Here is a 22804-nt window from a genome sequence, read left to right on the forward strand (position 1 = left end):
ATTATGATTAAGAAAGGAACAAGAGTAAAATGGAATTGGGGTAATGGAACAGCCGAAGGTAAAGTGGAAGAGACTTATACAGAGAAAGTTACTAAAACCATAAAAGGAAACGAAGTTACCAGAGATGGTGAAGAAGGTAATAAAGCCCTTTACATAAAACAAGAAGATGGTAGTGCTGTCTTAAAATCAGAAAGCGAAGTAGAGAGAGCATAATCTCTCTAAGAAATTTTTTAAACGCTTTTTTCAGTCTATCTTTATACACTGAAAAAAGCATTTTTATTTTATATCATATGAAATTTGGAATTATCAAAGAACGCAAAAATCCACCTGATAGAAGAGTGGTTTTTTCTCCTAATAAGTTAGCTCAATTAAAATCTGAATTTTCTGAAGCAGAAGTTGTTGTAGAACATTCAGATATTCGAATTTTTAATGATGAGAAATATCAAAATAAGAATATAGAAGTAACTAAAGATGTTTCTAATTGTGATGTGCTTTTAGGTGTAAAAGAAGTGCCTATAGATGCTTTAATAGCAAATAAGAAATACTTTTTCTTTAGTCATACTATTAAAAAGCAACCTTATAATAGAAAATTGTTAAAGGCAGTTTTAGATAAAAATATTGAGCTATATGATCATGAAACAATTGTTAAAGCGAATGGAGCTAGATTAATTGGCTTTGGTAGATATGCAGGTATAGTAGGTGCTTATAATGGTTTTAGAGCCATTGGTTTAGCATCAGATACTTTTAAATTACCAAAAGCAGAAACTTTAGATAGTCAGCAAGAGTTGATTGCCCAATTAAAAAACATTTCACTTTCGCCTATCAAAATTTTATTAACAGGAAATGGTAAAGTAGCTTATGGTGCTAAAGAAATGTTAGATGCCATGAATATTAAAGAAGTTTCTGTAAAAGACTATTTAAATAAAACATTTCATGAAACAGTTTATTGTTTAGCAGATGTGTTAGACTACAACAAAAGAAAAGATGGTTTAGAAATTGATAATCTTGATTTTTATAAGCATCCAGAAAAGTACGAATCTAACTTTATGCGTTTTGCAGAAGTTACCGACTTTTTTATAGCAGGTCATTTTTATGGAGATGGAGCTCCATTTTTATTTACAAGAGAAGATGCTAAACAAGAAGACTTTAAAATAAAATATGTAGCAGATATTTCTTGCGATATTGATGGCCCAGTTGCTTCAACTATAAAAGCGTCTACTATAAAAAATCCTGTTTATGGTTATGACCCTCTAAAAGAAGAAGAGGTAGATTACAAAAATGAAAATGCTATAGTAGTTATGGCTGTAGATAATTTACCTTGTGAGTTACCAAAAGATGCCAGTGAAGGTTTTGGAGAAATGTTTTTAGAACATGTTATTCCTGCCTTTTTTAATGATGATAAAGACGGAATTTTAGAAAGAGCTAAAATGACCGAAAATGGTAAATTAACCACTAGATTTTCTTATCTGCAGAATTATGTAGATGGCTTAGAATAGTAAATTTTAAATCACTTTTATACTTAAAATTTGTTGGATCAAAATCAGCAATACCTTATTGACTTAGCCAAAATGAAAATGCCTTTTGGTAAATATAAAGGCACTTATTTAATCGATTTGCCAGAACATTATGTGGTTTGGTATTACAATAAAGGTTTTCCTAAAGGCAAATTAGGAGATCAACTTAAGTTAGTTTACGAGCTTAAACTAAATGGTTTAGAGGATATTATACGTAAAATTAAAAAAGACTTCGTGTAAATTTATTTTACAAATCATTTAATAAATAAGCTACATTTATTACCTTGGGCAATCAATCAAATTTTGCAAATGGTTTTAAATTATGTGTATTTTGGTGTTTCTATATTAGGAATATTTCTGTTTTTCTTTCTCTTAAAAAAATTTTTTAAATGGCTTCAAAAAAAGTTAGATAAGCTAGATAGAAATGTACTTTTTAAAAAAGCAGAAGTAGTTCACTTTTTTAAATTCATTACTCCAAGAAGAGAAAAACACATCTTAAAATTTACAATTAGAGCGTTAAGAATTGGTATAAGTATTGTCTTTCTAATATTTTATTTGCCATTTGTGTTTCATTTTATTCCAGAAACTCAAGAAATTGCAGATACCATTTTAAGCTATGTTATGTCACCTGTTAACATGGTGGTTAAAGGCTTTTTAGACTTTATCCCTGGCTTCTTTTTTATCTTGGTTATCTTTTTTGGAACTAAATATTTACTAAAATTTTTAAAGTACGTAACTGGCGAATTAGAAAAAGAGGCAGTTCGATTAGATGGCTTTCATGCAGATTGGGCCAAACCTACTTTCAATTTAATAAGAGTGGTAATAATAGCATTTGCTGTGATTATTTGTTGGCCATATATTCCTGGTTCTCAATCAGAAGGTTTTAAAGGTGTTTCGATTTTTCTAGGGGTACTTTTTTCACTGGGTTCCACAGCTGCAATATCTAATATTGTAGCAGGTATTGTAATTACTTATATGCGACCTTTTAAAGTTGGAGATCGTGTTGAAATTGGTAATACTATAGGTGATGTTACAGAAAGAAGCTTATTAGTAACTCGTTTAAAAACCATTAAAAACTTAGATGTAACCATTCCAAATTCATCAATTCTAGGCAATCATATTGTAAATTTCACTAAGAATGCTGCAGAAGATGTTGGTGTTATTTTACATACTTCTGTTACTATTGGTTACGATGTACCAAGTGGAGATGTGATACAAGCCTTAGTAAAAGGGGCTAAAAATACAGAGCTTATATTACAGAAGCCAGAACCATTTGTTTTGGTAAAAAGTTTGGATGATTTTTACATCAATTATGAAATTAATTGTCATACCAAGAATCCCGAAAAAGGTGCTTTAATTTATTCGTATTTACATGAAAGCATAAAAAACGAATTGCATAATGCAGGTATAGAAATATTATCTCCACATTATAGTGCAGTAAGAGATGGAGGAGCTCTAACAGTACCCCCAGAAAATGTTCCTAAAGATTATCAACAACCAGGTTTTAAAATAGGAGGATTTAAGATAGGGAGTTAACTATTTATTTCTGTTTGCTAATGCCATAGGTTAAGTGCGAAACTCCAAGTATAAATAAGGAATAATACCAGTAAGAAGGTATAATTATACAGATTATACTGAACAGAATACAGACTCCAGAAATAATTAAAACATTTCTGTGTTCTTTTCTTTCAAATACAAAAAGAATAACACTATAGATTATTAAAAAACAAGGTACTATGTAATTGTAAAGTGCTTGTTTGCCAATAAAAAATAAAATTACAAAAAGAGTAGTAAGCGTTAAAGTATATCTTAGTAAAACCCTTTTCGTCATCGGATTTAGGCAAGTGTAGCCCTGTTTTTTTGCCTTTCGTTTTTCTGTAAATAATATAGATAATGGAAATAGTAAAAAGGCAACTATAACAATAATAATAATATAAGTTTCAGTTAAAGAAGAGTAATTGTAGTTTAAACCTTCTCCTCTTAGTTTTGCGCCATCAATAATACTTTTAATAATAAAAGCTGCAATTAAGAAATGCGAGCCTAAAAAAATACTAGTTAAACCAGTAAAAGAAAAATTAATGTGTGGGGAATCTTGATTTTTCATAATTTTATAACTTGTGCTAATATACAAAAATGAAACCAGCAGAGAATTATATTTTAGACCAACCAGAACCTTACAAATCTATTTTAATGCATTTACAAATCTTAATAGAAAGTACTTTTCCTGAGGTCGATTTGCAGTTTAAATGGAATATTCCTTTTTATTATTTAGAACAAAAACCATTTTGTTATTTAAATCCGTCTAAAAAGAAAGGGTATGTAGATGTTGCTTTTTGGGCCTCTGCACACTTAACGAAATATAATGAGCACCTTATCTCAGAAAATAGAAAAGTAGTAAAATCGTTAAGGTATTATAAGTTAGAAGATATTAACGAAGAAATACTACTAACGGTTCTAAAAGAAGCGCATCAATTAAAAGGAAAAGGGTTTTATAAAAAGAAAGATTAAATCATCTTAACTTTAAAATGTAAAGCATCTACTTTATTGATGTATAAGACTAAATCTGTATTTCGTTTTGGGTTAGGTATTTTTAATGTGGTAATTTTACCTTCTGTACTTATTTCAGGTTTATTGGCTTTATTAGAGCCTTTAAAAACATAAAACAGTAGTAAAGAATCTGCTAAGTTTTTAAATTTTAGTTCAATAAAATCTTTATTTTCTAACTCAATTGTTCCTGTTTTAGGTGCTATCAACTCAGCTTCTAATCCCAGAAAAGTATTGCTATAAATGGGTTGATTGTAAAACTCATCTACAGTCATTCTTCCAAAACGTAACATCCAAATAGATGCTTCTGGATAATGAGATTTTAGAATTTTATCTTTAGGGATATCATAAAAATAGTCGTTAAAATCACGAATCCATTTTCCATTATATTCATAGCCAGCAGCCCAAGTTGCATCTAGAATTAACCATTCATCATCAAATTTAACAGCATTCCAAGCATGGTTTGTTGTATTTAGTATTTCACCAATTTCTGCAGCAGCATTTCTAACATTGCCTTTAATTACTTCAGCTTCAATATGTAATAAGTCACATATTTTTTTAAAAGACTGTGCATATTCTTCGCAAACTCCAGTTTTACTTCTAAAAGTAGTTTTTACTAAGTTATCTACTAAGTTCTGATATTTTGCTATTTTTTCTGCTTCTGTAGCGTAACTGAATCTATAACTTCTTTGCCTTGGGTTATAATATTCCTTTAAGTTATATCTGATGTTTTTGGCTAGCCAAAAGAAGGCAGCCCTTGCTTTATCTTTATCAGTAGAAAAATCATTCTCTATTTGTGATGCTAAAAGTTCTACTGTAGAAAATCTAGGATATTCTAAAACCTTTGCATCTACTTTAATAAACTCTTGAGAGAATATATTTAAAGATGTAAATAAGAAAAAAAGTACAAGTTGTTTCATTCAAATCATTTAACAACTTAAGATTACAATTATTGTGCCTATAAATTATTTACTGTTCTTCTAATGGCTACAAGGTTACTTAATAGACCTTCTAAATTATCTAAATGCAACATGTTCGCTCCATCAGATTTGGCATTTGAAGGGTCAAAATGAGTTTCAATAAATAAGCCATCTACATTATTTACAACTCCAGCTCTTGCAATAGTTTCAATCATTTCTGGTCTTCCACCTGTAACACCAACTGTTTGATTTGGTTGTTGTAAAGAATGCGTAACATCTAGAACTGTAGGTGCAAATTCGCGCATTTCAGGTATTCCCCTAAAATCTACAATCATATCTTGGTAGCCAAACATTGTACCTCTATCTGTAATCCACGCTTTATTATTACCAGCATCTTTTACTTTTTGAACAGCATGTTTCATAGCTCCAGGACTCATAAATTGCCCTTTCTTTAAGTTTACAACCTTTTCTGTTTTAGCAGCAGCAACGACTAAATCTGTTTGACGAACTAAAAAAGCAGGTATTTGCAAAACATCTACATATTCTGCAGCCTTTGCAGCATCAGAAACCTCATGAATATCAGTAACTGTTGGTACATTAAATGTTTCAGAAACTTTACGTAAAATCTTTAATGCTTTTTCATCTCCAATTCCTGTAAAACTATCAATTCTACTTCTGTTTGCTTTTTTAAAACTACCTTTAAAAATGTAAGGAATGGCTAATTTATCTGTAATAGTAATTACCTTTTCAGCAATTCGTAAAGCCATTTCTTCACCTTCAATGGCACATGGGCCACATAAAAGAAAAAAGTTATTAGCATCAGTGTGATTTATATTTGGAATTTCAGATAGAATCATTGTAAATATTTTGTGCAAAAATACGGATTTAAATTAGTTATATTTATGCTTTTAAAATATGAAATTAATGAAAAAAATATTTATCACCTTATTAGTTGCAGCTTCATTAACAGCTTGTGATGCCACAAAGAAATCTACAGAAAAATCAGTAAAATCGGGTATAACCAAATCTGTAAAAACTTCTTTTTTTATCGATTCTGTAATGGTTAAAAAACATTTATACACCTTAGCTTCTGATGATATGCAGGGTAGAAAATCAGGTACAGAAGGTATAGAAAAAGCAGCTAAGTATATAGAAAACGAATTCAAAAGGATAGGTTTAACTACTTTTGAGGGGTTAGATTCTTACAGACAAACTTTTAATTTTACTCCAAGAAGAAGTAAAGAAGAAATTACAAGTGCTAATATAATTGGTGTGTTAGAAGGTAAATCTAAGAAAGAAGAATATGTAATTATTTCTGCACATTATGACCACTTAGGAATGAAGAAAAATGGAGAAGGAGATATCATTTATAATGGAGCAAATGATGATGCTTCTGGAGTAACAGGTGTTTTGGCTTTAGCAGAATATTTTAAGAAAATTGGTAATGAAAGAACCATTGTTTTTGCTGCTTTTACAGCAGAAGAAATGGGTTTAATAGGTTCTACGCATTTTGGAAAAGGTATTGATGCTGCCAAGTTTGTTGCTGGTATCAATTTAGAAATGATTGGTAAAACACCAAGTTTTGGCCCAAATACAGCTTGGTTAACTGGTTTTGAAAGATCAGATTTTGGTAAAATAGTTCAGAAGAATTTAGAAGGTTCTGGTTATCAACTTTTTCCTGATCCTTATAAAAACTTCAATTTATTTTTTAGATCAGATAATGCTTCTTTGGCAAGGTTAGGTGTGCCTTCGCATACTTTTTCTACAACAGCTATAGATGTAGACAAAGATTATCATAAAGTTTCTGATGAAGCTGAAACCTTAAACATGACAGTAATTACACAAACCATTCAAGCTGTTGCTAAAGGAACAGAAAGCATTATAAATGGTAGAAATACACCTACCAGAGTCGTTTTAGAAGAGCGTAAAAAATAGTGTAATGAAAAAAGCAGGATACTTCATTTTACTTTTACTTTTTGCAAATTGTACTACATCTAAAGTTGTGGTTGATTATGATTCTGAAGTAAACTTTAGTCAATTTTCATCCTTTAATTTTTATGAGGATGTTGGAGCAGGTTTAAATGAGTTGGATGTAAAAAGAGTAACTACCATAATTACAAATACATTAAAAGTTAAAGGTTTAGAAATTAGTAATAATGAAGAAGTGCTAATTAATGTAGTTGTAAAATTATCTGAAGCTAGAAACAATAATACAATTGGAGTTGGTATAGGTTCTGGAGGTAGAAATGGTGGTTTTGGTATTTCTGGAGGAATCCCTATTGGAGGCAAAAAACTAAATGAACTTTTTAAAATTGAATTGGTAAATGCCAAAACCAATACTCTAATTTGGGAAGGTACTTTAAATTCAACCATTAAAGAAAAAAGAACACCAGAAGAAAAGGAAATACATTATAAAAATGTTGTGGTTCAGATTTTAAATGAATATCCACCAAAATAAAAGCAAGCATAAAAAAAACCTCTAAATATTTAGAGGTTTTTTTATAGTTCTATCTTTTCTTTAAAATTGATATCTAATACCAAAAGCAATATCATTCCCAAAATCATTAAAACGATCTCCAAAACTAAATTCTGGTCTATAGTCTAAAGAAAGTAAAATTGGTGTGTTTGGAAAGTTGTATTCAATACCAATATCTCCAGAAGCAAAAACAAAAGTTTCAGATTCATCACTTCCTTTGCTATCATAATTTGCTAAACCTGCTCCAAGACCTGCATACCAATTAAAATCACCATCTAATTGCCAAACCCATTGGTATATACCTGTGGCTTTAAAACCATCAAAGTTATTGTTGTTTCTAATTCCTAAGTCAATCTCTACTCTATTATTGTCTCCTAAGGCTCTTTGGTAAGAAATTTCTCCTCCAAAACCATCATCATCTCCTAATCGTAAACCCAATGCATTTTCAGAAATAGATTGTGCATTTATTGATAAAGCTCCTAATATCAAAGCAAATCCTAAAACTAAATTTCTCATAATTTATAATTTTTATTTTAATTAATTACTAAGCAAATCTAGATGTATAAGGTGAAATAGATTAACTCATATAAACTTTTATTGACTCATTAAAGATAACTATTTTTCAATATTTAAACGAACACCTTCTGAATGACTGCTAAATTCTGGAGCATACATACTTTGTATTGTAGAAATTCCGTTACTAAAATTACCAGCATTATTTACACGAACATCGTATTCAAAAACATATACACCTTTTGGTAATCTACTAAAGAAAAAGTTTGTAGCTGCATCTTTTGTACTTTCATAATAACCTAAATTGTCTTGCCATTTGTATTTAGAAATTACATTAATAGGCTCTACACCAGAAGCTCTCATATCTTTTAAATGAATAAATTCCAAATCTCGATCAGAAGAAAGTTCAATTCTTACTGTGATTAAATGACCTACTTTTACTGTAACATTATTTGTGATTTCAGTTAGTTTTTTACCTGTATTTGAGTTGGTTTTTAAAAATAACTTCTTAGACAATTTTAGAGGAGAATCAGCAGAAGTAATTTTGTCTAAATCTTCAAAATACTGCCAATACAAGCCACCCCAAGCAATACCATCTTCTTTTTTAGAAATGGTAACTTCTGCCATGTTTTGTTTAATTTCATCTTTGTTCCAAGATTTTTTAAAATATCCTGAACCAGCTTCAACCTTAATTTCTGGTATTTTAGAAGGATCTATTTCCTGATTTCCAATTGTAACATCTACTAACTCTGTTGTAGAAAGCCAATTACTTCCATTTAATAACAATGCATACACAGCTTCAGAAGTTGCTTTGGTGGTTTTCCAACTATTGGTTTGCTTGTTTTTAAGTAGCCATATTTTTAAGTTATCTATGGTTTTAATATCATTTTCAATTTCAGAAAAAACTTCTATTAATAAAGATTGTGTTTCTACAGGAGCTTGATAGTAGAAGTAACCTGCTGTATTGCTTTTCCAATACATCCCCAATTCATCTGATGTAATCGAATTTTCTTTTAATGATTTTAGAATAGCATTAGCAGTTGCTTTTTTATCATTTCTAAATAAGGTAAGCGCAATCTGACCTTTAGCATACAAGTTATAATCTAGCCAATATTGTTGAGATTGATTTAAGTAATAATCATAAATGGCTTTATTCTTTTCAGCTATAGGAATATCACCATAAAAACTACGCATATATAAATACTGAATGGTAAAATAGTTTAAGTGATTGGCTTTTAAAAAGTCTTTGTAATTCTTTTCACCTTCTTTTTTAGTTTTTGATTCTGCTTTAATTATGTTAGCTCTCTCTAATAATTTTTGATGTTGCTTGTAGATTTCAATATCTAAATAATTTACAGCTTTACTCATCATTTTAGATGTTGCATCATCGAACTTTGAAACACCTAATTTTTTCAAATGTCCAAAACCTGTAGCAATATATTGAGTGATAAAATTACTTTCATATCTGGCACCTTTAAACCAAGAAAATCCTCCTGAACTGAATTGCATGTCTTTTAATTTCTGAATGCTTTTCTGTTGCTCATTCTGCATTTTATTTAAATCGAATAAAAGTGCAATTCTCTTTTTCTGCTCATTTTCAGATTGTGCATCTCTAAGCCAAGGAGTTTCTTGTATAATGATTGATTTTAGCTCTTCATTCTTTTCTAGATTAGAAATAAGTGCGTCAGCTGTTTTCCAAGCATTGAATACTTCTTGAATTTTTGGGTTAGCATTGGCTACAAAATCTGCGATTGTATTTGCATAATATCTAGAAAATGTTTGTTCTGCACATTCATAAGGATACTCCATTAAATAGGGTAAAGCTTGCAATGCATACCAAGCAGGATTAGAAGTTATTTCTAATGTTAACTTGTGATTTTCTAATGATGAGGATGAATAATTCTTTAATTTATCTAACGTAAATGTCTTTTCCTGATTCGATTTCACATACATAGGTAATGTTTCTGTTACCAACATTCTGTTGGTTAAAACTGGTAAAACGTTTTGTTCTCCATCAGAAAAATCACCAGCCTTTGCCACAATTTTATACTGAACTGCAGCTATATTTTTAGGGATAGCTAAAGACCAAGAAACAGATGTATTACCATCTTTATTTACTGTAAAACTTTTATTAGCATTTAAGTTTTGTAGTTCTGTATCAATTTCTTTTCCAGAAATAGCATCAGTTAGCATCAACTTAGCAAAACCATTTAACTGATTGTTAGTTAAGTTGGTAATTTTTGCACTGATGTTAATGGTATCTTTTTCTCTTAAAAATCTTGGCACATTTGGTACAACCATTAATTCTTTTTGAGTAATGGTTTGTAATGTTTTAACTGTAGATTTTAACGATTTACTATGTGCCAACAACTGTAATTTCCATCTGGTTAATGCCTCAGGAATTGTAAATGTAAAGGATACTTTGCCTTCTTTATCTGTTTGTAATTGAGGATAAAAGAAAGCAGTTTCTTTAAAATTTTTACGGGTTTGTACTTGAGATAGTTCTTTGTCTAGTTGAGCTTGGCCAGTTTTAGTTGTAATTATTACAACACCATTTGCACCTTTTGCACCATAAAGCGCAGTTGCTTCTGCATTTTTTAAAACATTCATAGAAACAACCTGACTCGGATCTAAATTAAACGCAGTTACTGGTTTACCATCTATGATGTATAAAGGGTTTACGTTACCTGTCACAGAATTATTTCCTCTAATTCTTATAGCTGATGATGCACCTGGTTGCCCAGAATCATTTACAATGGTAACTCCAGCAACTTCTCCTTGAAGAGCTTTTCTCATACTAGCATTTCTACTAGCAGAACCAACCATTGCTGTTTTTGTAGTGGTACCATAACCCACTACAACAATTTCATCTAATGAATTTGCATCTTCTTCTAAGCTTATATTAAAGTTGCTGTTGTCTGTTATAGTTTTTGAAACTATTTTATAACCTAAATAAGAGATTTTAATTTCTTCTCCTTTTTTAACTTTTAAAGTGTAATTACCATCAAAATCGGTTTCAGTGCCATAAGTTGTGCCAAGTACTCTTATAGAAACTCCTGGTAAAACACCACTTTCATCAGAAATGGTTCCTCTGATTATATAATCATAATCATCTCTATTTTCTACAATTTTAGCTTTAGCCTCTGCTCTTAAATTTCTTAAGTATTGCTGATTTAAATAGTTGTTTTCTGATATGTTAAAACCAAACCAATTGTAATATGTTGCACCAATTTTTGGATAGGCATAATATTGATAGGGCTTATTTATTATAGAAAACTCTACGTTATCAAAACTGTTGGATGAACTTCTTCTATAACTGTAATATTTATTTTTAGGTGTTGTTGGATTAAACTGCCAATTATGTGCTTTAAACTCATCTAAAGAAGCATCATACATGGAGGCTAACACTTCTGCAGCCACAGCATCGTTTAAATCATTTTTTAATGTAAAACTCCAAGTTTCTTCTTGACCTGGTTGTAATTTATCTCTAAAGACATTTGTAGCAAAACTGATGTCATTACTTTTTTCTGTAACGTTAATAGATAGATTACCGCTTTTAAAATGATTAAAATTCACATAATGCCATTTTATGGCAAAACCACTTAAATCATTTTTAGCAACAGGAATTTTGATAGTTTTAGTTTCGTTGTTTAATTTAATTAATTGGGTACTTATTATTTTTTGATTTTTTTCTACCTGAAGCACTACCGTTAAATTTTTAGAGGCAGAACCTACTTCAACTAAAACATCATCACCAATGGCATACAAAATTTTATCAGTATTTATTGTAAATAATTTTTGGTCTGCAACCTTATTTTCAGTTTTAGAGAATACTGTAATTCGTTGTTCATCTTTAATTTGTTGACCAAATTTATCTTTGCTTTCTAATACAATTATATATTTACCAGAAAGCCATTTGTTAATGTTATTAAGCTGAATTTCTTTCGATTTTTCAGTGTCAAATTTAGTTGAGAATACAAGTTTTTCTTTAGTCCAGTTCTTTTCATCGCTTTCATTATTGGTATAAGGATCATGAGGAAATAAATTTCTAAATTCTCTTTCAGAAATTTGTTGAAAATCTGGAGCAGCCCAAGGTCTAGGTCTTAAAGCTGTTTTGGGCGCAGTTAATTTATAGATTTTAATAGATCCTTTTGCAGCTACAAACTCATCATTTAAATTTTTGGTATCAATAGTAATGCTTGCAGGGTTGTTTTTATCAATTCGATTTGGTGCGTTTATTTTAGCTACCAAACTATGATATCCAACTTTAACAATTTGAGTTGCGCTTCTGGTTTCTCCATTAACATCTGTTACATCTGCAGTAATCTCATAACTAAAAATTGGCAAACTTTCTTTATCTGTTTTAGCATCAGGAATTGCTTTAAAAACAATGGTAAACTCACCCTTTTCATTTGTTGTTGTTTCTCCATTAGTAATTTCTTGAGAATCAGAGCTTGGTCTAGGTCTGTACCAATAATACCAACTTGGGTATTGTACCATTCTTTTTACGCGATAAACTACAGTTGCATCTGTAATAGTTGCACCAGAAAAAGCCTTAGAATGCCCAGTTGCTGAAACTGAATCATTTACTTTAAAGGTTTCTTTAATAGGGTTAAAAGTTGTTTCGAATTTTGGTCTTTTATACTCTTCTACTGAAATTTTTTTGAAGGTTGGGTACTCAAAGTAAAAATCTTCATTATCATAAAACTTGCTATCATACTCATAACTTTCATCTATTTCTATGCTGTATTCACCAGTTAACCCATTATCAGGCAAGGTAAATTCGCCAGCAACAGAGCCATATTCATTTAATTTTAAATTCAATTGTTTTACCAACTGACCATTTACATCTTTTAAAGAAATCTCTACATATTCATTGGTCAATAGTTCAGATTCTTCATCTTTCTTTTTAATCAAAATTGCTTTAAAATAAACTTTTTGTCCTGGTCTGTAGATGCTTCTATCTGTAAAAATAAATGGCTTAATTCTTATATCTTCCTTTTCAGAAGAATTCAATTTTCTTGATTTCTCGTAAATGGTATTCGCTGCTAATAAAAGCGTATCGTTTTTAGTGGTAACTTTAAAGTCTACATTGCTGTAGTAGTTACGACTGTTGTATGAGGCAAAACCTTTTCTGTCTGTTTTTAATGTTTTAGATATAGAAGCACCTCTATATCTATATTTATTGGTTAAACTAATTTCAGCCTTTTTTATTGGTTCTCCAGAAACACGATCTACAACTTGAAAGTTATTTGTGCCATTAAAAGAATTCTTCACCAAAGTCAAATTCGTAGCCTGTATGGTTGCTGTTCCATAAATGCTTTTAATACTTGGATTTTGTTCTTCTGATGCTATGATTAAATACATTCCGTTTTTAAAATCAGGAACAATGATCTCTGTGCTATGCTGTAAATAGTCCTTGTCATCTCTTAAAGTTTTTTGCCAAGAGGTTACTTCACTTAAAACATTGATTAACTTTAGTCTGGCCTTTAAATTATGTGTCTTGTTAAAAACTCGCAACTGATTATTATTTATTCGATACGCTTTAAAATAAAGTTTGGGCACGTTTTTATAAGTTACTAATAGTCGAGATTTTTGCTGGACAGGTATAAACTCTTCAGCAGTTATAGAGAGTGTTTTAGCTAGAATATTTTTTTGAAGAATTTTACATTTTTGTGCTCCTAGACTTTCTGGAAACTTTTTAAGAATTTCATTACAAATGGTTAGAGCTTCTTGCTTTTTGGACTGTTTGTTTAAAATTTCTGCTATTTTAAACGCATATAATCCACTAGCTTTAGATTTATTTAATTCCTTTTTAGAAATTTCTAAAGTTTGATATAAATGCTTTTCTTTATTATTAAATGCAGAGTTGGCATTTACGAATTCTAACCTCTTAATGTCAATATAAGCTAAAGCGTCAAAGTTCTCTGCTGTTGCATGAAAGTTGATGCTTTTTTGATATATTTTTAAGGCATTCAATTCTAAAGAAAGCGAATCTTTTGCATCAATAGTAAGATCTTGAAACTTCTTATAATCGCTTATATATTTGGCATCATTAATTATAAATTTATAACTAGGTTTTGTAATGCTAGTTTCATTACTCTTATAAAAATTTAAAGCGTTATTAGCTAAAAAGTCGAATAGGGTAGGTGTGTATTTTTTGGCATCTTTGTCTAAAATTAAAATATCTTGAAACAAGCTGATATCTATTCCTTGTAAAATTTCATCTTCTTCTAAAGAGGCTTTAAAATAAACATGAATTTCTTTAAATAATGTGTTTAAATCCCATGTTCTAAAATCATCAACGTTTACCTTAGCTTCTGTTTCTGTTCTTTTGTAAAACTGATATCTATGTTGATTAAAATATTGCCAATACAAGTTGGCTAAAACATTTTCTAATATGTTTTTTGTTGGGTAAGTTGCCCTATCAATCTGATTTTTAAGTTCTAGAATTACCTTTAATTGAGCATCTTCTTCTAAAATTAAAGCAAACTTACTTTTGTAAAATAACGATTTAACCAACTGAGGAGATTCCTGCTCTGCATTGGCTTTACTATAAATTGTTTCAACTACTTCTAAAGCAGATTTTGGAAGTCCATCAATTTCAAATTCTTCTACTTTTTTCCAAAGTTCTTTATAATTGGTTTGTGCATTTGTAATTGTAGAAAATACTACAAAAAGTAAAATACTTATTTTTTTAATCATAGCTAATCGATTTAATATTTTAATGATATGTAAATCAGGTATCAAATTACTATAAAAATCTTATGTAAGAATTATAACATCTTAAATGTAATAATTATAGTCAGTTTCGTTCTAAAGGTAATTAATATTGCAGAAAGCTTTTGTATTTTTACCCTTTATAATTTTTGATATGAATATACATTTTATTGCTATTGGAGGAAGTGCAATGCACAACCTAGCCATTGCATTACACCAAAAAGGATACCAAGTTTCAGGAAGTGATGATACAATTCACGATCCTTCTAAATCTAGATTAGAAAAATATGGCTTATTACCTACAGAATTTGGCTGGTTTCCTGAAAAAATCTCTCAAGATTTAGATGTAATTATTTTAGGAATGCATGCAAAAATTGATAACCCAGAATTGCTTAAAGCACAAGAAATGGGTTTAAAAATATATTCATATCCAGAGTTTTTGTACGAGCAATCTAAAGATAAAACCAGAGTTGTAATTGGTGGTTCTCATGGTAAAACAACCATTACATCTATGATTTTACATGTCTTAATTTATCATGATAGAGAAGTAGATTATATGGTAGGTGCACAGTTAGAAGGTTTTGAAACTATGGTGCATTTAACAGAAGAAAACGATTTTATTGTTTTGGAGGGTGATGAATATTTGAGCTCTCCCATAGATATGCGTCCTAAATTTCACTTATACAAGCCCAATATTGCTTTGCTTAGTGGTATTGCTTGGGATCATATAAATGTTTTTCCAACTTTTGAGAACTACAAAGAGCAGTTTAAAATTTTTACAGACTCTATGATTAATGGAGGAAGTATGGTGTATAATTCTGAGGATATAAATGTGGCTGAAATTGTAGAGTCATCAGAAAATCATATTAAGAAATATCCTTACGAAACACCAAATCATTTTATAGAAAACGGCACTACTTTTTTAGAAACAGAAGAAGGAGATTTGCCATTAGAAATTTTTGGGAAACATAACTTGCAAAATTTAGCAGGGGCAAAATGGATTTGTCAACATATGGGGATAGATGAAGACGATTTTTATGAAGCTATTGCAAGTTTTAGTGGAGCAAGTAAGCGTTTAGAAAGAGTTACAGAAAACTTAGAAACCGTAATTTTTAAAGATTTTGCACACAGCCCAAGTAAAGTGGCTGCAACTACAAAAGCAGTAAAAGAGCAATATAGCAATAGAACACTTATTGCTTGTTTAGAGTTACATACCTATTCTAGTTTAAATGCTGAATTTTTATCTGAATACAAAGGTGCTTTAGATGCTGCAGATAAAGCTGTGGTATTTTACTCACCACATGCAGTAGAGATTAAGCAGTTAGATGAGGTATCTAAACAACAAATAGCAGATGCTTTTCAAAGAGAGGATTTAATTATTTACACAAACCCAACTGAGTTTAAAGCATTCTTGTTTGAGGAAAACTTGGCTAATTCTGCTGTAGTTTTAATGAGTTCTGGTAATTATGGTGGTTTAGATTTTGAAGAGGTTAAAAACCTAGTTTAAGCTTTTTTTAAACCTAGCTGAATTAATTTTTGTTGCTGCCATTCTTTATCAGTTATTCGTTTGTAAAGCCAAGTTCTATGGTCTTTATCTACAATAGATTTATAAAGAATTTTCACTCTAGAATTCACGAATAATTTTTTGTCAGCGGATTTTAAATTTTTACGACGTAATTCATCATCCATCATTTGTGCATTAAAAATAGCTAAGTACTCTTCAATGTTTGATGAGGTTTTGTACTCCAAACTTCTAGGTTTGTTAAATGTGATATAGCAACTTGCTAGAAAACAAGTTAAAGGATTTTTTAAAGTCTCAAATTGATCAAAAGCAATTAGAGCATTCGTTTTTTTAGACAATAGAAAAACGTCATAAGCATTTCTAAGTGCAATATTTTTATGGTACAATCCACCATCATTAATTTGTTTGGCTATGATGGATAGTGACAACTGATTCCTGTAACTCAATACTTGAATCCCATTTATTATTTGAGCATCTTTTTGAATAAGTTCATAATTAAATTCCTTTGCATATTTCTCTAGCAATAGCTCTTTATGAATTTCTACAGCAGCAATTTTTCCTTCTTTTTGTAATCGTGGATGATGTTTAAATTGTGGAAAATCATATTCAGTTTGATGAACCTTAGAATAACCATCCTCGCTTAAAATTTTTATCACTTTTGGGTAGTCTTCTTTTGAAAATATAAAATCGATATCACCTACCATTCTTTCTCCTATATCTTCATATAGACCTTCTAGTAAGTTACCAGTTCCTTTTAAGAATATAGGGTGAATATCATACGCTTGAAGTAAGTTGTTTATTTCTGTAGCTTGAGCTATAATTTGCTCATTTCGTTCCTTATTTAAATTGCTAATGTATTGCATATAATTTACAAGTTCATCAGGTAAATAATGAAGAAAATCAGCCCTTTTTAAGTTGTAATACAAAGCAGGAAAAACATATTGAGCAGTACTTAATTTCACCACTTCATCCCAATCAACTGTATTTGATTTTAGAATAGTTTCTATTCGATTATTATTTTTAGCTTCATGGTTTATTGTTAAACATTCAGCTATAAAGAAAAGATTTTCTTTATAATTCATTATCAAAAAGTTGATGTACAGTATTTATCATTTTTTCATTATTTGAATATCTTAGTTGATAACAATTCAGATTTTCAAACCAGTTTAAAAATTGCTCTGCATTTTCTTTTTCTGGAGATAACCAAGAATCTGGGACTAATTGTTGAAATGCCTCTAACTTAGAAATTCTATTAAACTCTAACTCACTATTTTTTTCATATTTAATAAAAATCAAATCTCTACAAGGCAAGTGGCTTTTATAATTGTCGTTATTTGGTTTTAAATAACGAACCACTTTGTTTAAACGCTCAAAATTATATTCAGCACTTGTAGCTAACTCAGGATAAATTGGTAATAAAGTTTCTAAACTATTTTTTTTAATTGAAATAGCAGCTGGAAAACTAAATACTTGAATTTCATTAGCAGAAATTGGCACAAAATCATCTGCCAAACAAGTAAAACCATTGGCTTGCAATAAGGCTAAAGATGTACTTTTACCATTGCCTGAATCTCCTAAAAATAAAACCGACTTTTCACCATTGCTAATAGCAGAAGCATGAAAAACGCCTAACCATTCTTTTTCTTCCTTTTTGTGAATTTTCTGAATGATTTCCATAGAAAATTTACCCTGAAAGAAGTGAATTTCTCTACTGCTCCAAGCACCTACAAACTCATTGTCTAAATACAAAAAGATGTAATTACTATCTATAAAAATCTCATAGTAAAAGTGTATTTTTTTAGTTTCTGAGATTTCTAAATGCGCAAACTTAGGGTGTATGTAAGAAAGCTCTAAATCATTTAAATAAGAAACCTGAAAAATAACATCGTTTATTTGGTAATATTTGGTGTATGTATAGGTTTTAGGTTTCTTAATATCTCTATAATCATTAATTAATTCAGGGCGAATTTTTGTTAATGATTTATTGATTTGATTTTCTAAATCGATAATAAAGTCGATACTTTTTTCTAAAGGAACGCTTAATTTTTTTGATACAGCTTCTGCAATTACTTTAATAGGAATTCCTTTGTGTATTCTTTTTAAAATATCAGCAGTAGTATTTTCAAAAATGACATATTCGTTACTATTTTTAAACCAAGTTATTGTTTTGTCTTCAATAACTTTATAAAGCAATTCATTTTTTTTCATTGAACTAAATGTAGAAAATAATATTAACTATAACTAAAAAACGCCTCAATTACTGAGGCGTTTTTTTATTTTGTAAGGTTCATTTAAAAACCAGTTCCTGGAGCTTCAGGACTTTGTGCCTGTGCTTTTTTAGGGTTTAATATCATATAGGTTCCTAATGCAGTTAAAGCTGCATATTTTCCGTAATTACCAATTTTTTTTATCGCTTCTTTACGAGTAATGTCTTCTTGTTTCTTGTTGTTGTTTTCCATCTTCTTTATCTTTTTATCTCGTAAATTATTCTAAAGTGATTTTTTTATTCAATTTTCCAGATTCAGTTTCTAGCTGAACAATATAGATTCCACTAGCTAAATTGGGTAGGGTTATGTCTTTATTTCCATTAGTAGAAAAAGATGTGCTTAATACTTCTTTACCTAATAAGTTAAATAACTTAAACGTTGAATTACCTTGAGCTAAACCTGCAATTCTTAAACTGGTAGCATTTGTTTTATAAATACGAATTGAATTTAAATCTACTCTATCAGTACTAAGTGAACTAGATTTGGTATGTAAATAAAAACGGCCTATACCATTTAATTTTTCAGTTGGTGTTATCTTGTATTCTGAGTTAGCCTCATTTAATTGAGTAAACGTATTTTCAATCCTATCTTCTAAATACACGTTTATACCAGAAGGTAAATTAGAAGCTTCAGTAGAAAAAGCAATTTCTTTATTAGCTTCAGAAATAACTCCAATAGGGATTACAATATTCTCGTAATCTGAGTTTGGTAAAGATTGTATTTGGTATTTTTCTGTATTACTATTATCAACTAAATTAGAAAATATTGCTAAACTATGAGAAACACCTCCAAATAACTTTCCATCATAACCATTATCAAATCCAGTAGTAGCACTTTCTAAATAATATATATCTGCAAATCTAGTTAAAGAACCATCAGTAATATTTAATTTAACTTCTGTCCTAGTATTTAAGGTTTTTTGAAAATCATCAGTTTCATGTGACTGTAACCCTTTTGAAAATACTACACTGTTAGTTGAGTTTGCCTCTACAAAGAAACCTTGTCCTGGAGAAACTTTAAAGTTTGCAGATGATAGTTTTGTTAGGTACTGCTCTGTTGATTCATTCCAAACATAAATTTCATTTTGTACTAATTCGTTGCTATTCCTAGATATAAAAGCACTACTACTAATTGTTGATGAAAATGGATTTCCTAATAGATTAAAATTATTCCCAGATACACCTCCTTGAGTCAGTGTAATATTCACATTACTAGTATTTATTGTTCCTGTAAAAGAAACATCTCCACTAGAGACTTTAGTAGAGTATCCCTTTCCATTTACCAAATTATCACTAGCTGTATTACCAAAATACGCCCATCTGTCATCCGAGACTGCTTGAGAATTATCATAAGGAGCAAAGCTAACTTCGCTACTTCCATTGGTTAGAAATGCATTATTGGCTATCATGCCTGTCATATCTTCACCATTGAATGGACTGGATACTAAATGCCATGACTTTGTAACATCTGGATCAATAGTAATTGTTCTATTATAAGTTAAATTTCCAGATGATGTGCCTGCAACTATTAATGAACCACCAGAACTTATTACTATTCCATCTGGTTCTATAATAGTTAAATCATTAGCATACGCTTGAGCTGTTGTCCCAATAATTGGTGCTGTGGCCACATCTGGGATTGTAACATTGTAACCAATCGTTGGTATACCATTATTCCAGTTATCGGTATTTGTCCAATCAGAACTTGTACCTCCTGTCCATGTAGTTGTGTTTAGAGCAAAAGATTGAGCATTTACAGCTGTTGATAAAGAAGCGCAATCTGCTCCATCTAAAGCGTTATTACCACCAAAAGTCCAATCACTAGCACTAAATGTAGCATTTGCAGCAACTAAATCATTTCTTTTTGCATAACTATCTTGATATGACCAAGTCATTGTAAAATCAGTGCTACTAGTAACATCTGAAGGTAAACCAAATGCATCTAAAACAGTATCAGATCCATCAGTAATATTTAGAGCTTCATTACCATTCATTGTACCAGAAAATGTAGTAAAAGTTGCATTGGGATATAAACTAGTAAATGTATCACTATCACCATCAGCAATTACATAAATAAAACTATCTGTTATCGTTCCTAACCCATCTAGTGTTTTTTTTACAAAAGAGCCGCCATTAGTAGAGAAACCCATACTATAACCATTGAAGTTTATTGTTCCATCAACATAAAATTCTACAAATCTAGGATTAGTTGTTCCTGAACCTGCTCCACATTCACCAGTACTTAAAGTTCCATCAACTACAGTTGTTATCATAACACTTTGAGCTAATGTTATAGATGTCGTTAAAATGAATGAAATAAATAAGGTGATTTTCAAATAGTTTTTTTGTTTCATAGTTATGTTTTTAAGACTTTCAAATTACAACATTTGTAGATCAATTAAAAATCAAGGAAGTAGAATTTTTAAGATTTAATAATTTCTTAAAATAGAGGTCTATTATTAATAATTATTTAATGCTTAGCGTAATTAAATAGATTTATTGATTTAAAAAATAGCAAGGGTTCTTTATCTTTTTAGGAAGTTGATTTTTAATGTCAAAAAAAGAAATATAATATAACTAAGTATACTCTTTTTGGTAAGTAAGGAAGCAAGTCGTACATACTTAACTATCTATTATTACATGGTTATAGTAATTTTATAAAAATATAGTAGATTAAAATATAAAATATACTAGTATATTTTAATAAACCTAGTAGTATAAATTAAAATTAGTTTACTAAGTAGTTAATAAAAGATACTGAACAAACATAAAATAGTTTAGGAAGTACTATAGATTAAGTGTCGTAAAATTTATATTCAGTAAGTGCTATTAATTCTTTCTCCAAAAGAAAGGCGTAAATAAAATAAGTACTGTAAACAGTTCTAGCCTACCTATTAACATTAAGAAAGAGCAAAACCATTTGGCAGGTGCAGTTAAATGAGCGAAGTTATCTACAGGACTTACAGAACCAATTGCTGGCCCAATATTCCCTAATGAAGAGGCTGCAGCACCTAAGGCAGATAAAAAGTCTAACCCTAATAAAGTTAAGGTTACAGAGGCCATTATAAAAATAAGCATGTAGATAATAAAGAACGAAATAATGTTAAATACAATGGTCTGATTTACAGATTTACCATCATATCTTACAGGTATAATTGCATTAGGGTGTAATGCTTTCTTAAACTCTAAAAAACTGTTCTTCAACATTACAATATGCCTTACTACTTTTACACCACCACTTGTAGAACCAGCAGAACCACCTGTAAAGAATAAGGCAAAGAAAATTCCTGTTGCAAAGAAATTCCACATAGTAAAATCTGCAGACACAAAACCAGTAGTAGTTACTACAGAAGTTACCATAAATAACGAATGTCTTATAGCACTTTCTGTTTTACCAAATACCTCTGGATGTGCAAGTGTAGTAACCATAGTTTCATCTTTAAAGAAAATAATGATTACTGATATCAAAATAGAGATACTAAGTATTCCAAAAAAGTAATATCTAAACTCTTCACTTTCATACACTTTTTTCACTTTTCCTTTTAAAGCAAAGTAGGTAAGTACAAAGTTTGTACCTGCTATAAACATGAAAAAGATGATGATATACTGAATAATAGGCGATCCATTATAAAAAGCAATACTATCTGTTTTGGTAGAAAAACCACCTGTACTTACAGTAGCCATTGCATGGTTTATGGCATCAAACCAAGTCATTCCAGCCGCTTTTAATAAAAAGAACTCAGCAAAGGTTAATACTACATAAATAAGATATAAACGTTTTGCAGTCTCTGTAATTCTTGGATGTAATTTATCTGCAGATGGGCCAGGAGCTTCAGCCATAAAAAGCTGCATACCTCCAATACCTAAAAGCGGTAAAATGGCTATGGTTAAAACGATAATTCCCATTCCTCCAATCCAATGTGTGGCACTTCTCCAAAAGAGAATTCCTTTAGGCATAGACTCTATATTGGTTAGAATAGAAGACCCAGTTGTGGAATAACCAGAGATGGTTTCGAAAAAAGCGTTGGAAACACTAGGTATGGCACCAGACAATAAATAAGGCAACATTCCTGTTATCGACAAAATTAACCAACCAAAAGTCACAATTAAATATCCTTCTTTTTTCTGAATATTTTTATGATCGGGTTTATTGAAAAAGAACAATAATAAACCAATAAAAAAAGTGATAATACCAGCATTAAGAATTCCCCAACCTTCTTTTTCTCCAGAAAAAAAACTAAAAGGAAAAGCGATAAACATAAAACCTCCATTTAACATAGAAGTGATGCCTAAAAAACGGTATATGATCTTAAGGTTTAAGTTTCTCAT

General features: G+C 30.1%; 18 protein-coding genes. 8 read left to right on the forward strand and 10 right to left on the reverse strand.

Annotation, left to right across the window (positions count from 1 at the left end):
• Positions 1-3 precede the first annotated feature (3 nt).
• The 4 genes from LPB302_RS12775 to LPB302_RS12790 all read left to right on the forward strand — a co-directional run bounded on the left by LPB302_RS12775 (position 4) and on the right by LPB302_RS12790 (position 3050).
• The gene (locus LPB302_RS12775; protein WP_053973184.1) at positions 4-213 is read left to right on the forward strand and encodes a hypervirulence associated TUDOR domain-containing protein; all 210 of its coding nucleotides are present in this window, start codon (positions 4-6) and stop codon (positions 211-213) included.
• A gap of 77 nt (positions 214-290) precedes the next feature.
• Entirely contained in the window at positions 291-1496 is a 1206-nt protein-coding gene (locus LPB302_RS12780) for an NAD(P)-dependent oxidoreductase (RefSeq protein ID WP_053973183.1), read from the forward strand.
• A 33-nt stretch (positions 1497-1529) separates the two neighbouring features.
• Positions 1530-1754 (forward strand): DUF3820 family protein, encoded by a 225-nt coding sequence (locus tag LPB302_RS12785; protein WP_053973182.1) that lies wholly within the window; start codon positions 1530-1532, stop codon positions 1752-1754.
• 69 nt (positions 1755-1823) lie between these two features.
• Positions 1824-3050, forward strand: coding sequence for a mechanosensitive ion channel family protein (locus tag LPB302_RS12790; protein WP_053973181.1), 1227 nt, complete (start codon positions 1824-1826; stop codon positions 3048-3050).
• Between the two features lie 4 nt (positions 3051-3054).
• On the opposite strand, the gene LPB302_RS12795 is transcribed toward LPB302_RS12790, so the two are convergent.
• Positions 3055-3618, reverse strand: coding sequence for a hypothetical protein (locus LPB302_RS12795; protein WP_053973180.1), 564 nt, complete (start codon positions 3616-3618; stop codon positions 3055-3057).
• Between the two features lie 29 nt (positions 3619-3647).
• Between LPB302_RS12795 and LPB302_RS12800 the strand changes: the two genes are divergently transcribed.
• The gene (locus LPB302_RS12800) at positions 3648-4022 is read left to right on the forward strand and encodes a DUF1801 domain-containing protein (protein WP_053973179.1); all 375 of its coding nucleotides are present in this window, start codon (positions 3648-3650) and stop codon (positions 4020-4022) included.
• On the opposite strand, the gene LPB302_RS12805 is transcribed toward LPB302_RS12800, so the two are convergent.
• Both LPB302_RS12805 and kdsA read right to left on the reverse strand, forming a co-directional pair.
• Positions 4019-4978 carry a transglutaminase domain-containing protein gene (locus tag LPB302_RS12805; protein WP_053973178.1) on the reverse strand — a complete coding sequence of 320 codons (960 nt, stop codon included), beginning with the start codon at positions 4976-4978 and terminating at the stop codon, positions 4019-4021. The two genes, LPB302_RS12800 and LPB302_RS12805, sit on opposite strands and share 4 nt — an antisense overlap.
• A gap of 38 nt (positions 4979-5016) precedes the next feature.
• Complete coding sequence (kdsA, locus tag LPB302_RS12810) at positions 5017-5835, reverse strand: 3-deoxy-8-phosphooctulonate synthase (protein WP_053973177.1); 819 nt, start codon at positions 5833-5835, stop codon at positions 5017-5019.
• 67 nt (positions 5836-5902) lie between these two features.
• On the opposite strand from kdsA, the gene LPB302_RS12815 reads away from it, so the two are divergent.
• Positions 5903-6913 carry a M28 family peptidase gene (locus LPB302_RS12815; protein ID WP_053975263.1) on the forward strand — a complete coding sequence of 337 codons (1011 nt, stop codon included), beginning with the start codon at positions 5903-5905 and terminating at the stop codon, positions 6911-6913.
• Between the two features lie 4 nt (positions 6914-6917).
• Positions 6918-7436: a DUF4136 domain-containing protein gene (locus LPB302_RS12820; RefSeq protein WP_053973176.1), complete on the forward strand. Its 519-nt coding sequence runs from the start codon at positions 6918-6920 to the stop codon at positions 7434-7436.
• Positions 7437-7496: 60 nt separating this feature from the next.
• Here the strand turns inward: LPB302_RS12820 and LPB302_RS12825 are convergent, their stop codons facing one another.
• A complete protein-coding gene (locus tag LPB302_RS12825) occupies positions 7497-7970 on the reverse strand; it encodes a hypothetical protein (RefSeq protein ID WP_053973175.1) in 474 nt (157 codons plus the stop codon).
• Between the two features lie 99 nt (positions 7971-8069).
• Entirely contained in the window at positions 8070-14672 is a 6603-nt protein-coding gene (locus LPB302_RS12830; RefSeq protein ID WP_053973174.1) for an alpha-2-macroglobulin family protein, read from the reverse strand.
• A 169-nt stretch (positions 14673-14841) separates the two neighbouring features.
• Here LPB302_RS12830 and LPB302_RS12835 point away from each other — a divergent pair, with 169 nt between their 5' ends.
• Positions 14842-16194 (forward strand): UDP-N-acetylmuramate--L-alanine ligase, encoded by a 1353-nt coding sequence (locus LPB302_RS12835; protein WP_053973173.1) that lies wholly within the window; start codon positions 14842-14844, stop codon positions 16192-16194.
• Here LPB302_RS12835 and LPB302_RS12840 read toward each other — a convergent pair.
• The 5 genes from LPB302_RS12840 to LPB302_RS12860 form a co-directional block, all read right to left on the reverse strand.
• A complete protein-coding gene (locus tag LPB302_RS12840; protein ID WP_053973172.1) occupies positions 16191-17291 on the reverse strand; it encodes a nucleotidyltransferase domain-containing protein in 1101 nt (366 codons plus the stop codon). The genes LPB302_RS12835 and LPB302_RS12840 overlap by 4 nt on opposite strands.
• Positions 17281-18417 carry a phosphoenolpyruvate carboxykinase (ATP) gene (locus LPB302_RS12845; RefSeq protein ID WP_053973171.1) on the reverse strand — a complete coding sequence of 379 codons (1137 nt, stop codon included), beginning with the start codon at positions 18415-18417 and terminating at the stop codon, positions 17281-17283. Before LPB302_RS12845 ends, LPB302_RS12840 begins: the two co-directional genes overlap by 11 nt.
• An 83-nt stretch (positions 18418-18500) precedes the next feature.
• A complete protein-coding gene (locus tag LPB302_RS12850) occupies positions 18501-18668 on the reverse strand; it encodes a hypothetical protein (RefSeq protein ID WP_176966474.1) in 168 nt (55 codons plus the stop codon).
• 25 nt (positions 18669-18693) lie between these two features.
• A complete protein-coding gene (locus tag LPB302_RS12855) occupies positions 18694-20829 on the reverse strand; it encodes a T9SS type A sorting domain-containing protein (protein WP_053973170.1) in 2136 nt (711 codons plus the stop codon).
• A gap of 475 nt (positions 20830-21304) precedes the next feature.
• Positions 21305-22804, reverse strand: coding sequence for a TrkH family potassium uptake protein (locus LPB302_RS12860; RefSeq protein ID WP_053973169.1), 1500 nt, complete (start codon positions 22802-22804; stop codon positions 21305-21307).

Origin of the sequence: Polaribacter dokdonensis, from assembly GCF_024362345.1 — a bacterium.
Classification (GTDB): Bacteria; Bacteroidota; Bacteroidia; order Flavobacteriales; family Flavobacteriaceae; genus Polaribacter; species Polaribacter dokdonensis.

Coding starts and splice junctions, on each gene's coding strand:
- LPB302_RS12775 (WP_053973184.1), top strand. CDS start 4: ATGATTAAGAAAGGAACAAGAGTAAAATGGAATTGGGGTAATGGAACA.
- LPB302_RS12780 (WP_053973183.1), top strand. CDS start 291: ATGAAATTTGGAATTATCAAAGAACGCAAAAATCCACCTGATAGAAGA.
- LPB302_RS12790 (WP_053973181.1), top strand. CDS start 1,824: ATGGTTTTAAATTATGTGTATTTTGGTGTTTCTATATTAGGAATATTT.
- LPB302_RS12795 (WP_053973180.1), bottom strand. CDS start 3,618: ATGAAAAATCAAGATTCCCCACACATTAATTTTTCTTTTACTGGTTTA.
- LPB302_RS12800 (WP_053973179.1), top strand. CDS start 3,648: ATGAAACCAGCAGAGAATTATATTTTAGACCAACCAGAACCTTACAAA.
- LPB302_RS12805 (WP_053973178.1), bottom strand. CDS start 4,978: ATGAAACAACTTGTACTTTTTTTCTTATTTACATCTTTAAATATATTC.
- kdsA (WP_053973177.1), bottom strand. CDS start 5,835: ATGATTCTATCTGAAATTCCAAATATAAATCACACTGATGCTAATAAC.
- LPB302_RS12815 (WP_053975263.1), top strand. CDS start 5,903: ATGAAAAAAATATTTATCACCTTATTAGTTGCAGCTTCATTAACAGCT.
- LPB302_RS12820 (WP_053973176.1), top strand. CDS start 6,918: ATGAAAAAAGCAGGATACTTCATTTTACTTTTACTTTTTGCAAATTGT.
- LPB302_RS12825 (WP_053973175.1), bottom strand. CDS start 7,970: ATGAGAAATTTAGTTTTAGGATTTGCTTTGATATTAGGAGCTTTATCA.
- LPB302_RS12830 (WP_053973174.1), bottom strand. CDS start 14,672: ATGATTAAAAAAATAAGTATTTTACTTTTTGTAGTATTTTCTACAATT.
- LPB302_RS12835 (WP_053973173.1), top strand. CDS start 14,842: ATGAATATACATTTTATTGCTATTGGAGGAAGTGCAATGCACAACCTA.
- LPB302_RS12840 (WP_053973172.1), bottom strand. CDS start 17,291: ATGAATTATAAAGAAAATCTTTTCTTTATAGCTGAATGTTTAACAATA.
- LPB302_RS12845 (WP_053973171.1), bottom strand. CDS start 18,417: ATGAAAAAAAATGAATTGCTTTATAAAGTTATTGAAGACAAAACAATA.
- LPB302_RS12850 (WP_176966474.1), bottom strand. CDS start 18,668: ATGGAAAACAACAACAAGAAACAAGAAGACATTACTCGTAAAGAAGCG.
- LPB302_RS12855 (WP_053973170.1), bottom strand. CDS start 20,829: ATGAAACAAAAAAACTATTTGAAAATCACCTTATTTATTTCATTCATT.
- LPB302_RS12860 (WP_053973169.1), bottom strand. CDS start 22,804: ATGAGAAACTTAAACCTTAAGATCATATACCGTTTTTTAGGCATCACT.